Raw genomic sequence first — 16,473 nt, 5'->3', positions numbered from 1 at the left:
CGTGCCAATCGCCAGGATCAACGGAACGGACCTCTCGTACACGGTCGAGGGCGACCGGGGCGCCCCGGTGTTCCATGTCGCCGGCTCCGGTCAGTCGTCGGTCGTCTGGGAGATGCAGACCGTGCCGGCGCTGCTGGATGCCGGGTACCGCACCGTCGTCTTCGACAACCGGGGCATGCCGCCCTCGGCGGTGCCCGCCGCCCCGTACACGATGGCGGACCTGGTCGCGGACACCGTCGGCCTGATGGAACACCTCGGCACGGGGCCCTTCCACATGATCGGGTCGTCGCTCGGCGGCCTGGTCACCCAGGCGGTGGCCCTGCGCCGGCCCGACCTGGTCCGCTCGGTCACCTTCCTCCAGGGCTGCGGCGACCTCTCCCCCGCCGCCGTAGCGGTCCTCGACGCCACGGCGGAGCTGTACGCGCTGGATCCGCCGCCCCCGGCCGCGCTGCGCTGGCTGGCGGCCGACGGGCTGGTCCCGCCCACGCGGTGGCACGACGCCCGCGCGGTGGCCGAGGCGCAGGAGCTGACGGCCGGGATCATGGCCGGTCCCGCCGATGCCGGCGTGGTCGGACAGACCGCCGCGACCCTGGAGTGGGCCCGCGAGGACCATCTGACCGAACTCGCCGGACTGTCCGTCCCGGCCTTGGTGGTCGCCTCCGAATGGGACCGCATGTTCCCGCCGGCCCTGCTCCGGCGCGCGGCCGGGACGATGCCGGACGCCCGCTACCTGGAGATCGACGGCGCGGCGCACGTGCCGACCGGCCACTCCGCCACGATCGCCGCCGCGATCCTGCGCTTCCTCAAGGAGATCGGTGAACCCTCAGCAGACTGAGCCCGCGCCCGCCCCCGCGGCCGGCCCCCTCGCGCTCGCCTTCCACAAGTTCGCCCTCTTCGCCTCGATGTCCGCCCGCGCCAACCCGGACATCGCGCCCTGCGTGCTCGCGGTCGGCGAGGTCGAGGAGGAACTCCGCGCGGCGCTCGACCGGCGCGCGCTCGCCGTGCTCGAAGTGAGCGCCCGTGACGTCGTCCACCAGGACCCGGCGGGCCCCGGCGGCCGGCGGCGCTTCCCCGGCGCCTACGTCGAACCGGCCTGCCCTCAGCTCGACTCGGTGCCGGCCGCCCGTCTGATCGGCTCGCTGGCGGACCTCGTCGTCCCGCACGGCGCCGTCCTCCTCGCGGGACCCGAGCGGTGCGGGGAGATCCGGGGGCTGCTCGCGTCCTGCGGCCTGCACGACAGCGACGACCCCCGGGCGGGCTCCCATCTGCTGGCACGGAAGAAGGACGTCTGCTGCCACGACCGTGACCAGGAATTCCATGACCGCAGCGCCATCTGGTTCGAAGGCTGACTTCGCGACCGCCGACGAAGGGTTCACCATGATCCGCCCCCCGCGCCCGGCCCCCTACGGGACCTGGGCCTCCCCCGTCACCGAGGAGGCGGCCGCCTCGCACCCCGGCCGGGCCGAATGGCTCGACTGCGTCGGGGACGAGGTGTGGTGGACCGAGCTGCGTCCGAGCGAGGGCGGCCGGCAGGCCCTGGTGTCCCTGCGCGACGGACGTCAGCGGGACGTGCTCCCCGCGCCCTGGAGCGTCCGCAACAGCGTGCACGAGTACGGCGGCCGGCCCTGGACCTGCCATGAACGGGCGGCCGGGGACCCGCTCGTCGTGTTCACCCATCACGCGGACCAGCGGCTGTACGCGTACGCCCCGGCAGGCGACGGGGCTCCCCGGCCGCTGACCCCACCGGCCGCCGCGGGCGACGGACGCCGACTGCGCTGGTGCGCGCCCCGGGTCCGGCCCGGCGGGGCCGAGGTGTGGTGCGTGCTGGAGGAGCACACGGGCCCGCACCCCGGCGACGTCCGCCGCGTCCTGGCGGCCGTGCCGCTGGACGGCTCCGCCGCCGGGGACCGCGGCCGGATCAGGGAACTGACCGACGACGGGCCGCGGTTCGTCACGGGCGTGGTGCTGTCGCCGGACGGCGAGCGGGCGGCGTGGCTGTCCTGGGATCACCCCGACATGCCCTGGGACCACACGGAGTTGCACCTCGCGCGCGTCGATGCCGGCGGGGCGCTGCGTGAGCGACGGACGCTGCCGATCACCTCGGCGGACCCGGCGGCGGCCGGCCCGGAGGGCAAAGCCGCCGCGACCCGCGAGTCCATCGCCCAGGTCGAGTGGTACACCGCCGGCGAACTGATCGTCACCACCGACCGCAGCGGCTGGTGGAACCCGTACCGCGTGGACGCCGCCACGGGACGTGCGGTCAACCTGTGCCCGAGGCGCGAGGAGTTCGCCGGGGCGATGTGGCAGGTGGGCATGGAGTGGTTCCGGGTGCTGCCCGACGGGCGGATCGCCGTGCTGCACGGGCACGGCCGGCTCACCCTCGGCATCCTCGACCCCGGCACGGGCACGCTGACGGACGTGGCGGGCCCGTGGACCGAGTGGGCGCCGACGCTCGCGGTGCGCGGGGACCGCGTCGTGGGCGTGGCGGCGGGGCCGGCCTCCGGCTACGAGGTCGTGGAGACCTCCGCCCGCACCCTGGCCACGAAGGTGCTCGCCGGCGCCCACGGCGGCGGGCCCGACCCGGCCTACTGCCCGCTGCCCGAGCCGCGCACCTTCGAGGGCGCGGACGGACGCGACATCCAGGCGTGCCTCTACCGCCCCCGCAACCCGGACTTCACCGGCCCCGAGGGCGAGAAGGCGCCCTTCGTCGTGTGGGTGCACGGCGGCCCGACCGCCCGGACGCCGCAGGCCCTCGATCTCCAGATCGCCTACTTCGCCTCGCGGGGCATCGGCGTCGCGGTCGTCGACTACAGCGGCTCCACCGGATACGGCCGCGCCTACCGCGAACGGCTGCGCGACCAGTGGGGAGTCGGGGACGTCCAGGACTGCGCCGATGTCGTCTCGGCGCTCGTTGCGGAGGGGCTGGCCGACCCCGCGCGGGTGGCGATCCGCGGCGGCAGCGCCGGGGGCTGGACCGCCGCGGCGTCCCTCGCCTCCCCGCTCGCCGAGGGCCGCTACGCCTGTGCGGCGATCTACTATCCGCTGCTCGACGCGGCGGCCACGGTCACGGGTGAGACGCACGACTTCGAATCGCGTTACGTGGAGGGGCTGATCGGCCGCCCGGACGAAGTGCCGGAACGCTTCGCCGAGCGGTCCCCGATCCATCACGCCGAGCGCGTCACCACGCCCTTCGCGCTCTTCCACGGGGCCGAGGACCCGGTCTGCCCGGCGGCCCAGTGTGATCGCTTCCTGGCGCGCGTCAAGAATCCGGAACTGGTGCACACCCATCTCCTATTCGAGGGAGAAGGGCACGGATTCCGTCGCGAGGAGAACATCATCGCCGCGCTGAAAGCCGAATTGCGCCTCTACCTCGACACGTTCAGCCCTTCGGAAGGTTGATCACGCATGGACGGTTCCCGTTCGGACATCCTGCTCTGCTTTCCGCCGGCCGGCGGCGGCCCCAGTTTCTTCGCCCCCTGGAACGGCGCCTCGTCCGTCTTCGACGTGGTGCCGGTCGATCTCCCGGGAAAGGAGAAGCTGCTGTTCGAAGAGCCCGAAGACACCGTTCCGCGGCTCGCCCGCGCCGTACTTCCCGCCGTGAGCGCGGCGGTGGCCGGGCGGCGCCGGATCACCCTGTTCGGCCACTGCTTCGGCGCGATCGTCGCCCACGAACTGGCCCGGCTCCTCGAAATTGAGGACGGATCCAGGGAGTTGGTGCTGTTCGCCAGTGGTTCCGCCGCTCCCGGCGAGATCCCCTGGACCCGCGCGGCCGGCCTGCCCGACGAGGAACTCCTGCACCAGGTCGGCGTGAACGCCGGCGAGCCGCGGTCCATCCCCGAGGATCCCGAGCTGCGCGAGCTGATCCTGCCCGCCCTGCGCGCGGACGTGACCGCCCACGAGACGTACGAACCCCCCGCCGGCCCCCTCGCCGCGTGCTCCGTCGTCACCGTGCGCGGCGAGCGGGACGCCCTCGTGAGCACCGAAGCGGCGGCCCGCTGGCGGGAGTTCACCACCGCCCGGTTCGACGGCTTCGAACTGCCCGGCGGCCATATGTACCTGACCGAGCAGTGGGGCCCGCTGATGGCCCGGATGGAGAAGGTACTCGGCGGCATCGCCTGAGCCACGCACCGCGGATCCACCGCGCGGGCGACACGATCCTCAAGAACCTCGGGAGTTGAAGCGGATGCGTGCACAGCGGTCGTCGGACGCCGGGACCGGTACCCCTGTCGATCCACCACAGGACTTACTGGCGGCCGCCGTGCTCGCGGTCTCCCGCTTCGCCGGACAACGGGACACCGAGGTCCGGGTGAGCCTCGGCGACTACCAGGCGGTGGACGTGCGGGTGGCGGAAGGGACCACCGTCGGCGCGTACCGGGAAGCCCTGCTGCGGACGTACGAGAAGGTCACCGCGCCGGCCGGTACGGACGTCCCCGCCCGGCTCCTCGTGGAGGCCGCGGAGGACGACGCCGGACACCCGTCCCTCGTCGTGACCCGGGACCCGGGCGGCGGCCGGACCGCGGTGACCGCGGGCCCGGGTGACGTGCCAGGGTGGCTGGCGGAGCGGCTCGGCGTCGGCGTGCGCCATCTGCGGGAGCTGCTCACGGACCCCGCCTGGCAGCACCGGACACTCGCCGACGTCCCGCTCCAAGGGCCGGAAGCCGAGCGGGAGTCCGTCGCGCTGGGCCGGGGACCGGAGCTTTCCGCGGACCTGCCGGAGAGCATCCCCGCCGCCTTCGCCGCACAGGCCCGCCGCACCCCCGACGCCGTGGCGGTGACGGACCCCGGCACGCGCCTGCGCTACCGGGAACTGGAGGAGTGGGCCGACGAGATCAGCGGCCGGCTGCGCGCGGCCGGGGTGGTGCGCGGCAGCCGGGTCGGGGTGCTCCTGGACCGCTCGGCGGCGACCGTCGCCGCCCTGCTGGCCGTTCTCAAGTCCGGCGCGGCCTACGTCCCCATGGACCCGCACGTGCCCGACGAGCGGCTCGCGTTCATGGCGGCGGACTGCGGCCTGGCCCTCGTCGTCACCGAGGACACCGAGCGGGTACGACGCCTCGGCCTGCCCGCGCTCACCGCCCGCCGGCTCGGGGACGCCCCGGCCACCGCGCCGCGGGTGTCGGCCGGCGGCGCCGGGGATCCGGCGTACGTCATCTTCACCTCCGGCTCGACCGGCCGGCCCAAGGGCGTCGAGGTCGCGCACCGGAGCGTGCTCAGCCTGGTGGCGGCGACCGCCCCGTCCTTCGGGTTCGGCCCCGGGGACGTGTGGACCTGGTTCCACTCCGTGGCCTTCGACTTCTCCGTGTGGGAGATCTGGGGCTGCCTGCTCACGGGCGGCCGGCTGGTCGTCGTGCCCGAGTCCGTGCGGCGCGCACCCGAGGAGTTCCGCGCGCTACTGGCCGAGCAGCGGGTGACGGTGCTGAACCAGACGCCCTCCAGCTTCATGCGGCTGGTGGAACTGGAATGCCGTGAGCGCACCGCACTGCGGCTGCGGCTGGTCGTGTTCGGCGGCGAGACCCTCGACACCGCGGGCCTGGGACGCTGGCTCGCGGTGCATCCGGCCGACGAGTGCCGGCTGGTGAACATGTACGGCATCACGGAGACCACCGTCCATGTGACGGCGCAGGAGATCACCGTGGAGCTGGTGGCCGCCGCCTCCCGGTCGGTCGGGCCCGCGCTGCCCGGCTGGTCCGTCCGAGTGGTCGACGCCCGTCGGCGGCCGTTGCCCCCGGGCGCGTCGGGCGAGATCGCGGTGGGCGGGGCCGGTGTCGCCCTCGGGTACGTCGACCGCGCGGAGCTGACCGCCCGGCGCTTCGTCGCCGACCCGGCGAGCGGGGAGCGGATCTATCTCAGCGGTGACCGGGGGCGCATGCTGCCCGACGGGTCCCTGGAACACCTCGGCCGCCTCGACCAGCAGGTCAAACTCCGGGGGCACCGGATCGAACTGGGCGAGATCCGCGCCGTGCTGCTGGCGCGGCCGGAGGTCCTCGCCGCCGCCGTGGTGGTCTGCCGGCCGGTACCGGAGGACCCCGCGTGCGACCGGCTGGACGCCTACGTCGTGCCCGCCCCGGACGCGGGCCCCTGGGACGCCGGGCGGATCCGGCGGGGGCTGGCGGAGACCCTGCCCGACTACATGCTCCCGGCCACGCTGACCCCGTTGCCCGCCATGCCGCTCACCGCCAACGGCAAGCTCGACGTGGCGGCCCTCCCCGCCCCCCGGCACGGCCGGACCGAGGAGCCGGTGGACGACACCCAGGCCCTGGTGCTGGCCTGCTGGGACCGGGCGACGGGCCTGGAGGCGGGCCTGGACGAGAACTTCTTCGACGTCGGCGGCAACTCCCTGCTCGCCGCCCGCCTCGTCACCGCCCTGCGCGAGTCCGGTCTCCCCTCGGCCCGCCTCGCCGACATCTACCGACATCAGACACCACGCCTGCTGGCGGCCTTCTATGCGCGACCCCGCTGACACCACGACGCCGGTCCGACCGGTGCAGGGCACGGGCCGGACCGACGACCGACCGAAGCGTGGCACGGGCCGCCCCGATGACCGGCCGCAGCGTGGCACGGGCCACCCCGGTGACCAACCGGTACGCGCCACGAGCCACCCCGATGACCGACCGGTGCGTGGCGCGGAGGCCCGTCGCCCGGATTCCGGCGGTCGACCGGCGTACCGTCCGCGCCCCGGCGGTACGCGCCCCTGCGACCAGCCGGCCCGCACGGGTGCCGGTGAGCCGCTCGCCCGGGGGCGGTGGCGGCGGGCCGCGCAGGGGCTCCGGCAGGGGCCGGGCACCCGCGTCCGCACCGCCGGGCGCGGGGCACCGGCGTCGCCCGACTCAGCCGCCGAGTCCCGCCATCCAGGCCTCGACCTCCTCCGACCGGCGCGGCAGCGCGAGCGACAGGTTCTCGTTGCCCGACTCGGTGACGAGGATGTCGTCCTCGATGCGCACGCCGATGCCCCGGTACTCCTCGGGCACGGTCAGGTCGTCGGCCTGGAAGTAGAGGCCCGGCTCGACGGTGAGCACCATGCCGGGCTCCAGCGTGCCGTCGACGTACATCTCGGTGCGGGCCGCGGCGCAGTCGTGGACGTCGATGCCGAGCATGTGCCCGGTGCCGTGCATCGTCCAGCGGCGCTGGAGCCCGAGTTCGAGCACCTTGTCCACCGAGAGGTCGCCCAACAGGCCCCAGGAGACGAGGTGTTCGGCGAGCACCCGCTGTGCCGCCCGGTGGTAGTCGCGGTATCCGGCGCCGGGCCGCACGGCGGCGATGCCGGCCTCCTGGGCCTCGTACACCGCGTCGTAGATCGTGCGCTGGAGCGGGGTGAAGCGGCCGCTGACCGGCAGGGTGCGGGTGATGTCGGCCGTGTAGAGGTTGCGGGTCTCCACGCCGGCGTCGAGGAGGAGCAGGTCGCCGGGGCGGACCGGGCCGTCGTTGCGCACCCAGTGGATGGTGGTGGCGTGCGGGCCGGACGCGCAGATCGAGGCGTAGCCGACGTCGTTGCCCTCGACCCGGGCGCGCAGGAAGAAGGTGCCCTCGATGTAGCGCTCCGAGGTGGCCTGCGCCCGGTCGAGCACCCGGACGACGTCCTCGAAACCGCGGGCGGTCGCCTCGCAGGCGAAGCGCAGGTCGGCGATCTCGAAGTCGTCCTTGATCCGGCGCATCTCGGAGAGGAACACCCGCAGTTCCCCGTCGCGTTCGGCCGTCACCTTGTCGGTGAGGGCCTCCTCGATCACCGTGTCGTGGCCGCGCAGCACCCGGACCGGGCCGGTGGTCTCGCGCAGCGCGTCCGGCAGGGTGCGGACGTCGGCGCAGGGCAGGCCGAGGAGCCGGGCGTTCTCGGTGAGGCTGTTGCGGCGGCCGTCCCACAGTTCGCCGCGGTCGGAGAGCCAGAACTCCCCGTTCTCGCGGTCGGAGCGGGGCAGCAGATAGGCGGTCGCCGTGTGGCCGCCGTCCGCGAGGGGCTCCAGGACCAGCACGCCGTTCTCGGTCTGGTCGCCGGTCAGATAGGCGTAGTCGGAGGAGGGCCGGAAGCGGTAGTAGGTGTCGTTGGCCCGGGTCTTGAGCCGGCCGGCCGGGATCACCAGGCGCTCGCCGGGGAAGCGGGCGGAGAGCGCGGCGCGGCGGCGGGCGGTGTGGTCGGCCTGCGCTATCGGCTTGAGGTCCTCGCGCTCGGTGTCGGCCCAGCCCTGCTTCATGTTCGCGGCGAGTTCATCGCTGATGCCGCGGTCGAGGCCGTTCTTCCGCTGTTTGACTGGGCCGTCGGACGTCCGCTCGGTCACGTTTTCCTCCTGCATCGAATCGGTCGGGACCGCCCGTTCACCTGCGGTCGCCAGTCATCGTATGGGGAAATAAATCACCGTCGCACAGGAAGTCCTCAGCGGCCGCGTCCGTGTCTCGGCACTGGAGCCACATTTCCCAACTCATGCCACGAATATAGGCCGTTGACACTCCGCGTTGATCAACCTACTATCACCACGGCACGGCAGCGGGCGGGGGCGCACCAGATCGGCACGGTCGGCGGGCAAGCGAATAGTTTCCCGGCATGCGGCGGAACCGAGTTTCCGGCCCGGATTTGCCAGCTCTTTCTACATGGCCTATTTCATGCCGACAGGAGTGCTGTGTCCGCAGCGGTTTCGGGGTCGCATTCGGGGTTCGGTTCCTATCTGAGACTGCTCCGGTTACCCGGGGCCGCGCCACTGGCGCTGTGGGGCGTGGTCGGCCGGGCGCCGATCGCCATGCGGTCCATCAGCATCCTGATGCTCGTCTCCGCGAGGACGGGGTCCATGGCCGAGGCAGGAACCGTGGCCGCGGCCATGCTGCTCGCCCAGGGCGTGGTCAGCCCGCTGCTCGGGCGGACGGCCGACCGGATCAGCCAGCGGCGGGTGCTGCTGAGCGCGGGCACGACGCATGTCGCGGGCATGACGCTCCTCTTCCTCGCCATCACGCTGAAGGCCCCGCTGGTGCTGATGATCCTGGCGGCGGTGGCCACCGGCTGCACCTCGGTGTCGTTCACCTCCTTCATGCGCGCGCGGTGGGCGGCGATGGTCGAGGCGGACGTGCTGCGCACGGCGTACGCCATGGAGTCCATCCTGGACGACACGATCTTCCTGCTCGGGCCGCTCGTGGTCACCGTGCTGGCGTCGGCCGTGCACCCGGCCGCCGGTCTGGTCGCCTGCGGGCTGCTGACGCTCGCCGGCTCCGTCGCGGTCGCGCTGCACCGGCGCTCCGAGCCGGCCCCGCAGGGAGCGGCGGGACGCGGCACCGAACGCGCCATCAAGGTGCCCGGCGTGTGGATCCTGATGCTCTGCTACGCCGGGATGGGCTTCCAGTTCGGCGCGGTCGACGTCACGATGATCGCGTTCGCCAAGGAGCAGCACGCGCCCGGGCTCGGCGGTGTCTTCCTGGCCCTGATCTCGGTGGGCAGCCTGATCGCGGGCGCCGTCTACGGTGCCGTCAACTGGCGGCTGTCCCAGGCCCGGCTGCTGACGGTCACGTGCGGTGTGCTCACGCTGGGCGTGCTCCCCCTGGCCTTCGCGCCCTCCTCCCTGGTGATGGGCTTCCTCGCCGTCCTCGCGGGCGTGGCGATCTCGCCGGGGCTGATCGCGGGCAGCACGCTGCTCGAATCGGTCTGCCCCAAGGGCGCGTTGTCCGAGGGGTTCTCGTGGCTCACCAGTGCCGGTGCCCTCAGCATCGCCACGGGCACGGCGGCGGGCGGGCGGCTGGCCGACGCCTTCGGCTCCGCCGCGGGGGCCTGGGCGGGGGTCGGCGGCGGGCTCTTCGCCCTGGTGCTGGCCCTGTCGGGGCAGCCGGCGCTGCGCGGTGAGCGGCCGGCGGTGGAACCGGCTTCGGAATGGGCGGTGCAGGAACAATGAGCGGAGAGGGAAGAGTTGTGGACGCAAGCGAGCCGGTCCAAGCGAAGAGCGGCCTCGGCGGTCTGCCCGTGCCCCGGCTGTCGTTCGAGGAGTTCATGGCCTTCGGACGGGACGCCCTGATCCGGGCGGACGTCCCCGTGGTGATCACCCTGCCGGGCGGCACGAAGGGCATGGGCCGGGAGGGGGTGGCCGAGCTGCTCGGGCAGCTCCCGGTGACCCTGTTCACCGAGCCCAGCGACAAGCAGAACTCCGAGCGCTGGACGACCAGGGAGATCCGGCTCGCCGAGTTCTTCGCCGACGACACGTACCAGAACGACGCGAGCACCTGGAACCGCGTCGTGTCCAACATCCGCAACCGGCCGGCCGACGTCAACACGATCCTCGGCTTCGACGCCGGGAAGCTGTTCGACTACCGGCGGGCCCTCAACGCGGCGAACCTGTGGATCAGCCACCGCGGGGTGTTCACCCAGAGCCACTTCGACGAGCTGGAGAACTTCAACGTCGCCCTGGAGGGCCGCAAACGGTTCGTCATGGCGCCGCCGGGCTTTCGCGCGTACTACCCGCGCTCGCTGAAGAAGGGATTCGGCGACAAGTCGCGGGTCTTCGACTTCGACGACGTGGACCGGGCGCGTTACCCGAAGCTCGTGGCCAAGCTCGCCCAGCGCCGTGAGGTCATCCTGGAGCCGGGGCAGATGCTGTATCTGCCGCTGGGCTGGTGGCACCAGGCGGAGTCGCTGGACGAGATGAACATCAACGTGAACTTCTGGCTGCGCGACCCGAAGATCCTGCGCCGGCCGTACGTGCTCGGGGTGGCGGTCTACACCGCGGTCTTCCGCAAGCTCAAGGGCGTCTACAACTACGAACCGGCACAGGCGGCGTCATGACCGAGCGCATCACCATCACCCCCACCCACCGGTACCGCAACAACGACAAACTCATCGGCATCGGCAACGAGTTCTGGGACATGTCGGAGCGCAACGGCCTGGCGGGCATCGTGGCCGGGCTGGACTCCGGTGTGCTGCGGACCACCGAGGGACACGAATTCGTGGCGGACGGCCATGAGTTCGTCAACTTCAGCTGCTGTTCCTACCTCGACCTGGACTCCCACCCGAAGGTGATCGAGGGCGGCCTCGACGCGCTGCGCCGCTACGGCGTCCTGGACCACTGCATCGCCCGCAGCCGGGTGCAGATCCCGGCGATGCTGGAGCTGGAGGACTCCCTCGGCGAGCTGTTCGGCGCGCACGTGGTGTGCTCCATCGCGGCCAGCACGGCCACGTTCGGGCTGCTGCCGCTGATCGCCTCCGGTCATCTGGGCAACGGCACCCGGCCGTTGATGATCTTCGACAAGAACGCCCATATCTCGATGTCGAACCTCAAGCCGGTCTGCGCGGACGAGACCGAGGTCGTCACCTCGCCCCACCACGACCTCGACTTCATCGAGGACGCGTGCAGGAAGTACGCGCGCGTCGCCTACGTCTGCGACGGCAGCGACAGCCTGGGCGGCTACGCGCCGGTCAAGGAACTCGCCGAACTCCAGGACAAATACGGCCTGTTGGTCTACTACGACGACTCCCACTCGCTGTCGGCCTACGGCGAGCGCGGCGTCGGCTACGTGCGCACGCACAGCCCGGTGCTGGACGAGCGCACCATCGTGGTGGTCACCCTGAACAAGGCGTTCGGCACCAGCGGCGCGGCCATCGTGCTCGACGGGTACGAGAAGGAGACGCTGCGGATCATCGAACGCTTCGGCGGCGCCCTGAACTACTCGCAGCTGCTGAACACGGCGGCGGTCGGCGCGGGCCTCGCCTCCGCCGAGATCCACCGCACTCCCGAACTGACCACCCGGCAGAACGCGTTGTACCGCAACATCGAACTCTTCGACTCCCTCGTGCACACCGAACAGACCGGAAGCACCTATCCGATCCGGCTGGTGCCGATGAGCGACGAGACGGTGATCGAAGCCGGGCGGCGGGTCTTCGAGGCCGGGTTCTACGTCTCCCCGGTGTTCTTCCCGATCGTCGCCCGCGGCACGGCGGGCCTGCGCGTGATGATGCGCGCGGGCCAGACCGAGGAGCAGATCCGGAAGCTGTGCGCGGTCCTCACCGAGGTCGGCGCCTCGGCCGCGATACCCGCGCCCGGGGAGGCGATCCGATGACGGACGCCACCCGGGCGCTGCCGCGCAGCATCCTGTACACGCCCGCGCTCTCCCTCGACCTGGTCGTCAAGGCGTGGTCGTACGACGCCGACGTGCACGTGATCGACCTGGAGGACGCCGTTCCGCCGCCCGCGAAGGCGGCGGCGCGCGCGGTGTGCCGGGCGGCGCTGGAGAAGGCGCCGGCCCCGGCCAACACCGGGGTACGGATCAATCCGCTGGGCACCCTGGACGCCGTGCACGACCTGCTGATGCTCGCCGAGTCGCCGGTGCGCCCCGGCATCGTCGTGATGACCATGGTGGACTCCCCGGTCGAGGTACGGCTGCTGCGGGACACCCTCGCCACGGCCGGGGCGCACCCGGAGATCTACGTGACGGTGGAGACCCCGGCCGGCGTCGGCGCCGTGGACGGCATCGCCGAGGCCGCCGACGGGCTGATCCTCGGCTCGGCCGACCTGTCCGCCGCCCTGGGCGTCGAGATCACCTGGGCCGGCCTGCTCGCCGTCCGCCAGGCGATGGCCCTGGCCTGCGCGCGGTACGGCACGGCCTGCGTCGACACCGCCAACTTCCGGCTCGACGCGCCGTGGGTGCTGGCCGAGGAGATCGAGCGGATACGCGAGCTGGGCTTCCACGGCAAGGTCGCGATACACCCGGCCGAACTCACCACCATCAACCAGGCGTTGCGGCCGGACACGGAGGAACTGCGGCACGCGCGCCGGGTCACCGAGGCCGTACGGGCGGCGGACGGAGGTGTGGCGCTGCTGGACGGCGCCATGGTCGGGCCGCCGTTCGCCCGCAGGGCGCGGATGACGGTGGCACGCGGCGACGCGTGGACCGCGCGGTTCGCCCGGCAGGGTGCGGACCTCGCGGACGCGGGCACCGCGGAGGCGGTGGACTCGGAGGCGGCGGACTCGGAGGCGGCGGACTCGGAGGCGGCGGATTCGGGGGCCGCGGATTCGGGGGCCGCGCGATGAGCGTCACCGACGACAGGACCGTGCGCACCGTCCCGGCGATCTCCGTCGCCGTCATCGGCACCGGCGCCATCGGCCAGGACCTGGTCTCCAAGATCCGCCGCTCGGCCGTGCTGGACTGCGCCCTGGTGGCCGGCCGCGACCCGGAGTCGGCGGGGCTGCGACGGGCCGCCGAACTCGGCTGTCCGACCAGCGCGGACGGCATCGGCGCGATCCTCGCCGCGCCCCGCCCCTTCGACGTGGTCTTCGACGCCACCAACGCGCGGGCGCACGCCGAACACTGGCGGCTCCTGCGGGACTCCGACACGCTGCTGATCGATCTGACCCCGAGCAAGACCGGGCGGATGGTGGTGCCGACCGTGACCGGCGTGCACGCGCCGCCCGAGGGCAACGTCAGCCTGATCAGCTGCGGCGGCCAGGCCTCGATCCCGGTCGCGCACGCCCTCGCCGACCGGTTCGACGTGCGCTACTTCGAGGTCGTCTCGACCGTCGCCAGCGGCGTCGCGGGCCGGGCCACCCGGCTCAACCTGGACGAGTACGTGGCCACGACCCAGCAGGCGCTGACCGCCTTCACCGGCGTGGGCGCCACCAAGGCGATCCTCAACATCAGCCCGGCCGTGCCGCCCGCGGCCTTCCGCACCACCGTGCACGCGCTGGCGCCCGGGGCCCACGTCGAGGCGGTACGGGCCGTGGTGGACGAAGCCGCCGAGCGGGTACGGGAGTTCGCGCCCGGCTACCGGGTCCTCGGCTGTGACGTGCGCGGCGAGCTGATCGTCGTCTCCCTCGAAGTCGCGGCCCACAGCGACGTGTTGCCCGCCTACGCGGGAAACCTGGACATCATCGACGCGGCCGCGGTCCTGGTCGCCGAGCAGCACGCGGCCCGGCTCGCCCCGGCCGCCCAGCAGGGGGTGAGCCGGTGAACACCGTGGTGATCCACGACCCCACCTTGCGCGACGGCCAGCACGCGGTGCGCCACCAGCTCGGCGTGGACGCGCTGCGCGGCTACGCGGAGGCCGCCGACGCCGCGGGCGTCCCGGTGGTGGAGGTGGGGCACGGCAACGGTCTCGGCGCCTCCTCCCTCCAGGTCGGGCGCGCCGCCGTGCCCGACGACCTGATGCTGTCCACCGTGCGCGAGGCCCTGCGGCACAGCCGGATGGCGGTGTTCCTGCTGCCCGGCTGGGGCACCTCCGACGATCTGCGCCGGGCCCTGAAGCACGGTGCCGACGTGGTGCGGGTCGGCGTGCACTGCACCGAAAGCTCGCTTGCCGAGCGGCACTTGGGCTTCCTCGCCGAGCAGGGCGCCGAGGCCCACTGCGTCCTGATGATGAGCCACATGGCCTCCCCCGCCGAACTCGCCGAGAACGCGGCCCGCGCGGTCGGCTACGGGGCCCGCGCGGTCGGCATCATGGACTCCGCCGGGCACTTCCTGCCCGACGACGTCGGCGAGCGCGTCGGCGCCATCCGGGCCGCCGTCGACGTGCCGGTGATCTTCCACGGGCACAACAACCTCGGCATGGCCGTGGCGAACTCGGTCGCGGCCGCGCGGGCGGGCGCCGGCATCATCGACGGCTGTGCCCGCGGCTTCGGCGCGGGCGCGGGCAACACCCAGCTGGAGGTGCTGGTGCCGGTGCTGGAGCGCACCGGGTTCGCCACCGGCATCGACCTGTACGCGCTGCTGGACGCCGCCGAGTTCGCCGAGCGCAGCCTCATGCCGGCACCCCCGGTCACCGGTTCGCTGAGCATCGTCAGCGGGCTCGCCGGGGTCTTCTCCGGGTTCAAGCACCAAGTGCTGGAACAGGCCCGACGGGCGGGCGTCGATCCCCGGGACGTGTTCTTCGAACTCGGCAGACGGCAGGCCATCGCCGGGCAGGAGGACATGATCGGTGACGTGGTCGCGGAGCTGCGCGCCCGGGAGGCGGTCGCATGAGCGGGCCGGCGTCCTTCCGGACGGGTGACTCCGGGCCGGTGCTCACCGCGGCCGGCCACACCGCCCCGGTGTTCCTCGCGGCCGAGGACATGACCGGCACCGAGCGGCTGCTGCGGGTGGTCGACGCCCTCGCCGAGGCCTTCGCCGACCTGTCCGCCGGGCGCACCTCCTCTCCCCCGCGCACGGTCGTCCCGCACGCGAGCGGAGGGGAACTGCTGACGGCGACCTCCGTGTGGGAGCGGCACGGCGTGGGCAGCGTCAAGATCACCACGCTGACGCCGGACAACCCGGGCCGCGGCCTGCCGCTGATCCACGGTGTCGTCGCCGTCACCGAGCTGGCGACCGGCCGTGTCACCGCGCTCCTGGACGGCGCCGAGCTGACCGCCGTCCGCACCGGCGCGGTCGCCGCGCTGGCCACCCGGCTGTGCGCCCCCGAGGACGCCGCCGACCTGGCCGTGCTCGGCGCCGGTGTGCAGGCCCGCGCGCTGGTGCGGGCCGTGTCCGCGGTGCGCCCGGTCCGCACGGTCCGGGTGTTCTCCCGCACCCCGGAACGCACCGAGCGGTTCGCCCAGTGGGTCCGGGACACCTCCGGCGGCACGCTCCGGGTCACCGTGTGCGACACGGTGAAGCAGGCCGTCACCGATGCCGCCGTCATCTGCACGACGACGTCGACCGCCGCCCGCGAACCGCTGGTCGAGGCCGGCTGGGTGAGTCCGGGCGCGCATCTCAACGTGATCGGCGGCACCCACGAGGACGCCCTGGAGGTGGATCCGGCGCTGCTCGCCCACGCGCTCGTCGTCGTGGAGGAACGGCAGGCCGCGCGCGCGGAGGCCGGCGAGGTGCGGGCCGCGCTGGCCGGGGGGCTGATCGGCCCGGAGGCCCTGTGCGAGCTGGGCGAACTGGCCGGCGGTACGGCCGTGGTGGACGGCCGTACCTCGGTGTTCCGCGGGGTGGGGCTGGCCATCGAGGACACGGCCGCCGCGGCCGCCCTGTGCGCGGGCACCGCACCGTGACCTGTCCGGCGGTGTCGTCAGGCCGTCTCGCGGCAGCGGACCATGAAGGACCGCTCGAAGACGATGACGGTCTCCCCGGTGGACTTCGTGCCGGTCGTCTCGACGGTGACGATGCCCTGTCCCGGCCGGGACTTGGAGAGCCGCTTGTCCAGGATCCGGCTCGTCGCGTACAGGGTGTCGCCCACGTACACCGGGTCCTTCAGCCGGACCCGGTCCCAGCCGAGGTTGGCCACGGCCCGCGCGGACAGCGCCTGCACCGTCATGCCGCTGATCAGACAGATCGTGATGCCGCTGTTCACCAGCACCCGTCCGTACTCGGCGCCTTCACCGTAGGCCTTGTCGAAGTGCAGCGGATGCTGGTTCATCGTCAGCAGCGTCAGCCAGGTGTTGTCCGACTCGGTGATGGTCCGGCCGGGCCAGTGCCTGATCACCATCCCCGGCTCGAAGTCCTCGTAGTCGCCGCCGTGTTCCTCGACGTACTCGTTGTCGCCTACCTGACGCAGTGTCATACAACCTTCTCCCGTGTGCGTTTACGGCTTGCGGGCGCCGG

14 protein-coding genes are annotated in these 16,473 nt (G+C 72.9%); 12 read left to right on the top strand and 2 right to left on the bottom strand.

Annotation, left to right across the window (positions count from 1 at the left end; all coding sequences use genetic code 11):
* Nucleotide 1 precedes the first annotated feature (1 nt).
* From AB0927_RS36090 to AB0927_RS36070, 5 genes are all read left to right on the top strand, one after another.
* Nucleotides 2–835, top strand: a complete 834-nt coding sequence (locus tag AB0927_RS36090; protein ID WP_366672053.1) for an alpha/beta hydrolase — start codon at nt 2–4, stop codon at nt 833–835.
* Entirely contained in the window at nt 816–1,349 is a 534-nt protein-coding gene (locus AB0927_RS36085; protein ID WP_366672052.1) for a hypothetical protein, read from the top strand. The genes AB0927_RS36090 and AB0927_RS36085 overlap by 20 nt, the downstream gene beginning before the upstream one ends.
* 28 nt (nt 1,350–1,377) lie before the next feature.
* The gene (locus AB0927_RS36080; protein WP_366672051.1) at nt 1,378–3,399 is read left to right on the top strand and encodes a prolyl oligopeptidase family serine peptidase; all 2,022 of its coding nucleotides are present in this window, start codon (nt 1,378–1,380) and stop codon (nt 3,397–3,399) included.
* 6 nt (nt 3,400–3,405) lie between these two features.
* A complete protein-coding gene (locus AB0927_RS36075; RefSeq protein ID WP_366672050.1) occupies nt 3,406–4,119 on the top strand; it encodes an alpha/beta fold hydrolase in 714 nt (237 codons plus the stop codon).
* Nucleotides 4,120–4,183: 64 nt separating this feature from the next.
* A complete protein-coding gene (locus AB0927_RS36070) occupies nt 4,184–6,457 on the top strand; it encodes a non-ribosomal peptide synthetase (protein WP_366672049.1) in 2,274 nt (757 codons plus the stop codon).
* A gap of 367 nt (nt 6,458–6,824) precedes the next feature.
* Here the strand turns inward: AB0927_RS36070 and AB0927_RS36065 are convergent, their stop codons facing one another.
* Nucleotides 6,825–8,282, bottom strand: a complete 1,458-nt coding sequence (locus tag AB0927_RS36065; protein ID WP_366672048.1) for an aminopeptidase P family protein — start codon at nt 8,280–8,282, stop codon at nt 6,825–6,827.
* A 441-nt stretch (nt 8,283–8,723) separates the two neighbouring features.
* Here AB0927_RS36065 and AB0927_RS36060 point away from each other — a divergent pair, with 441 nt between their 5' ends.
* The 7 genes from AB0927_RS36060 (at nt 8,724) to AB0927_RS36030 (ending at nt 15,923) form a co-directional block, all read left to right on the top strand.
* Nucleotides 8,724–9,860 carry an MFS transporter gene (locus tag AB0927_RS36060; RefSeq protein ID WP_366672071.1) on the top strand — a complete coding sequence of 379 codons (1,137 nt, stop codon included), beginning with the start codon at nt 8,724–8,726 and terminating at the stop codon, nt 9,858–9,860.
* 62 nt (nt 9,861–9,922) lie between these two features.
* Nucleotides 9,923–10,744: a cupin-like domain-containing protein gene (locus AB0927_RS36055; RefSeq protein ID WP_366672070.1), complete on the top strand. Its 822-nt coding sequence runs from the start codon at nt 9,923–9,925 to the stop codon at nt 10,742–10,744.
* Nucleotides 10,741–12,015 (top strand): aminotransferase class I/II-fold pyridoxal phosphate-dependent enzyme, encoded by a 1,275-nt coding sequence (locus tag AB0927_RS36050; protein WP_366672047.1) that lies wholly within the window; start codon nt 10,741–10,743, stop codon nt 12,013–12,015. The genes AB0927_RS36055 and AB0927_RS36050 overlap by 4 nt, the downstream gene beginning before the upstream one ends.
* Nucleotides 12,012–12,986 carry an aldolase/citrate lyase family protein gene (locus AB0927_RS36045; protein WP_366672046.1) on the top strand — a complete coding sequence of 325 codons (975 nt, stop codon included), beginning with the start codon at nt 12,012–12,014 and terminating at the stop codon, nt 12,984–12,986. The genes AB0927_RS36050 and AB0927_RS36045 overlap by 4 nt, the downstream gene beginning before the upstream one ends.
* On the top strand, nt 12,983–13,903 hold the full coding sequence (locus AB0927_RS36040) for an acetaldehyde dehydrogenase (acetylating) (protein WP_366672045.1): 921 nt from the start codon (nt 12,983–12,985) through the stop codon (nt 13,901–13,903). Before AB0927_RS36045 ends, AB0927_RS36040 begins: the two co-directional genes overlap by 4 nt.
* Nucleotides 13,900–14,910: a 4-hydroxy-2-oxovalerate aldolase gene (gene dmpG / locus AB0927_RS36035; protein WP_366672044.1), complete on the top strand. Its 1,011-nt coding sequence runs from the start codon at nt 13,900–13,902 to the stop codon at nt 14,908–14,910. The genes AB0927_RS36040 and dmpG overlap by 4 nt, the downstream gene beginning before the upstream one ends.
* Nucleotides 14,907–15,923, top strand: coding sequence for an ornithine cyclodeaminase family protein (locus tag AB0927_RS36030; RefSeq protein WP_366672043.1), 1,017 nt, complete (start codon nt 14,907–14,909; stop codon nt 15,921–15,923). The genes dmpG and AB0927_RS36030 overlap by 4 nt, the downstream gene beginning before the upstream one ends.
* A gap of 17 nt (nt 15,924–15,940) precedes the next feature.
* On the opposite strand, the gene AB0927_RS36025 is transcribed toward AB0927_RS36030, so the two are convergent.
* A complete protein-coding gene (locus tag AB0927_RS36025; protein WP_366672042.1) occupies nt 15,941–16,432 on the bottom strand; it encodes a MaoC family dehydratase in 492 nt (163 codons plus the stop codon).
* Nucleotides 16,433–16,473 lie beyond the last annotated feature (41 nt).

It is taken from the genome of Streptomyces sp. NPDC048106 (assembly GCF_040706415.1).
Lineage (GTDB): Bacteria > Actinomycetota > Actinomycetes > Streptomycetales > Streptomycetaceae > Streptomyces.
This window is presented reverse-complemented; position numbering and strand designations above follow the sequence as displayed.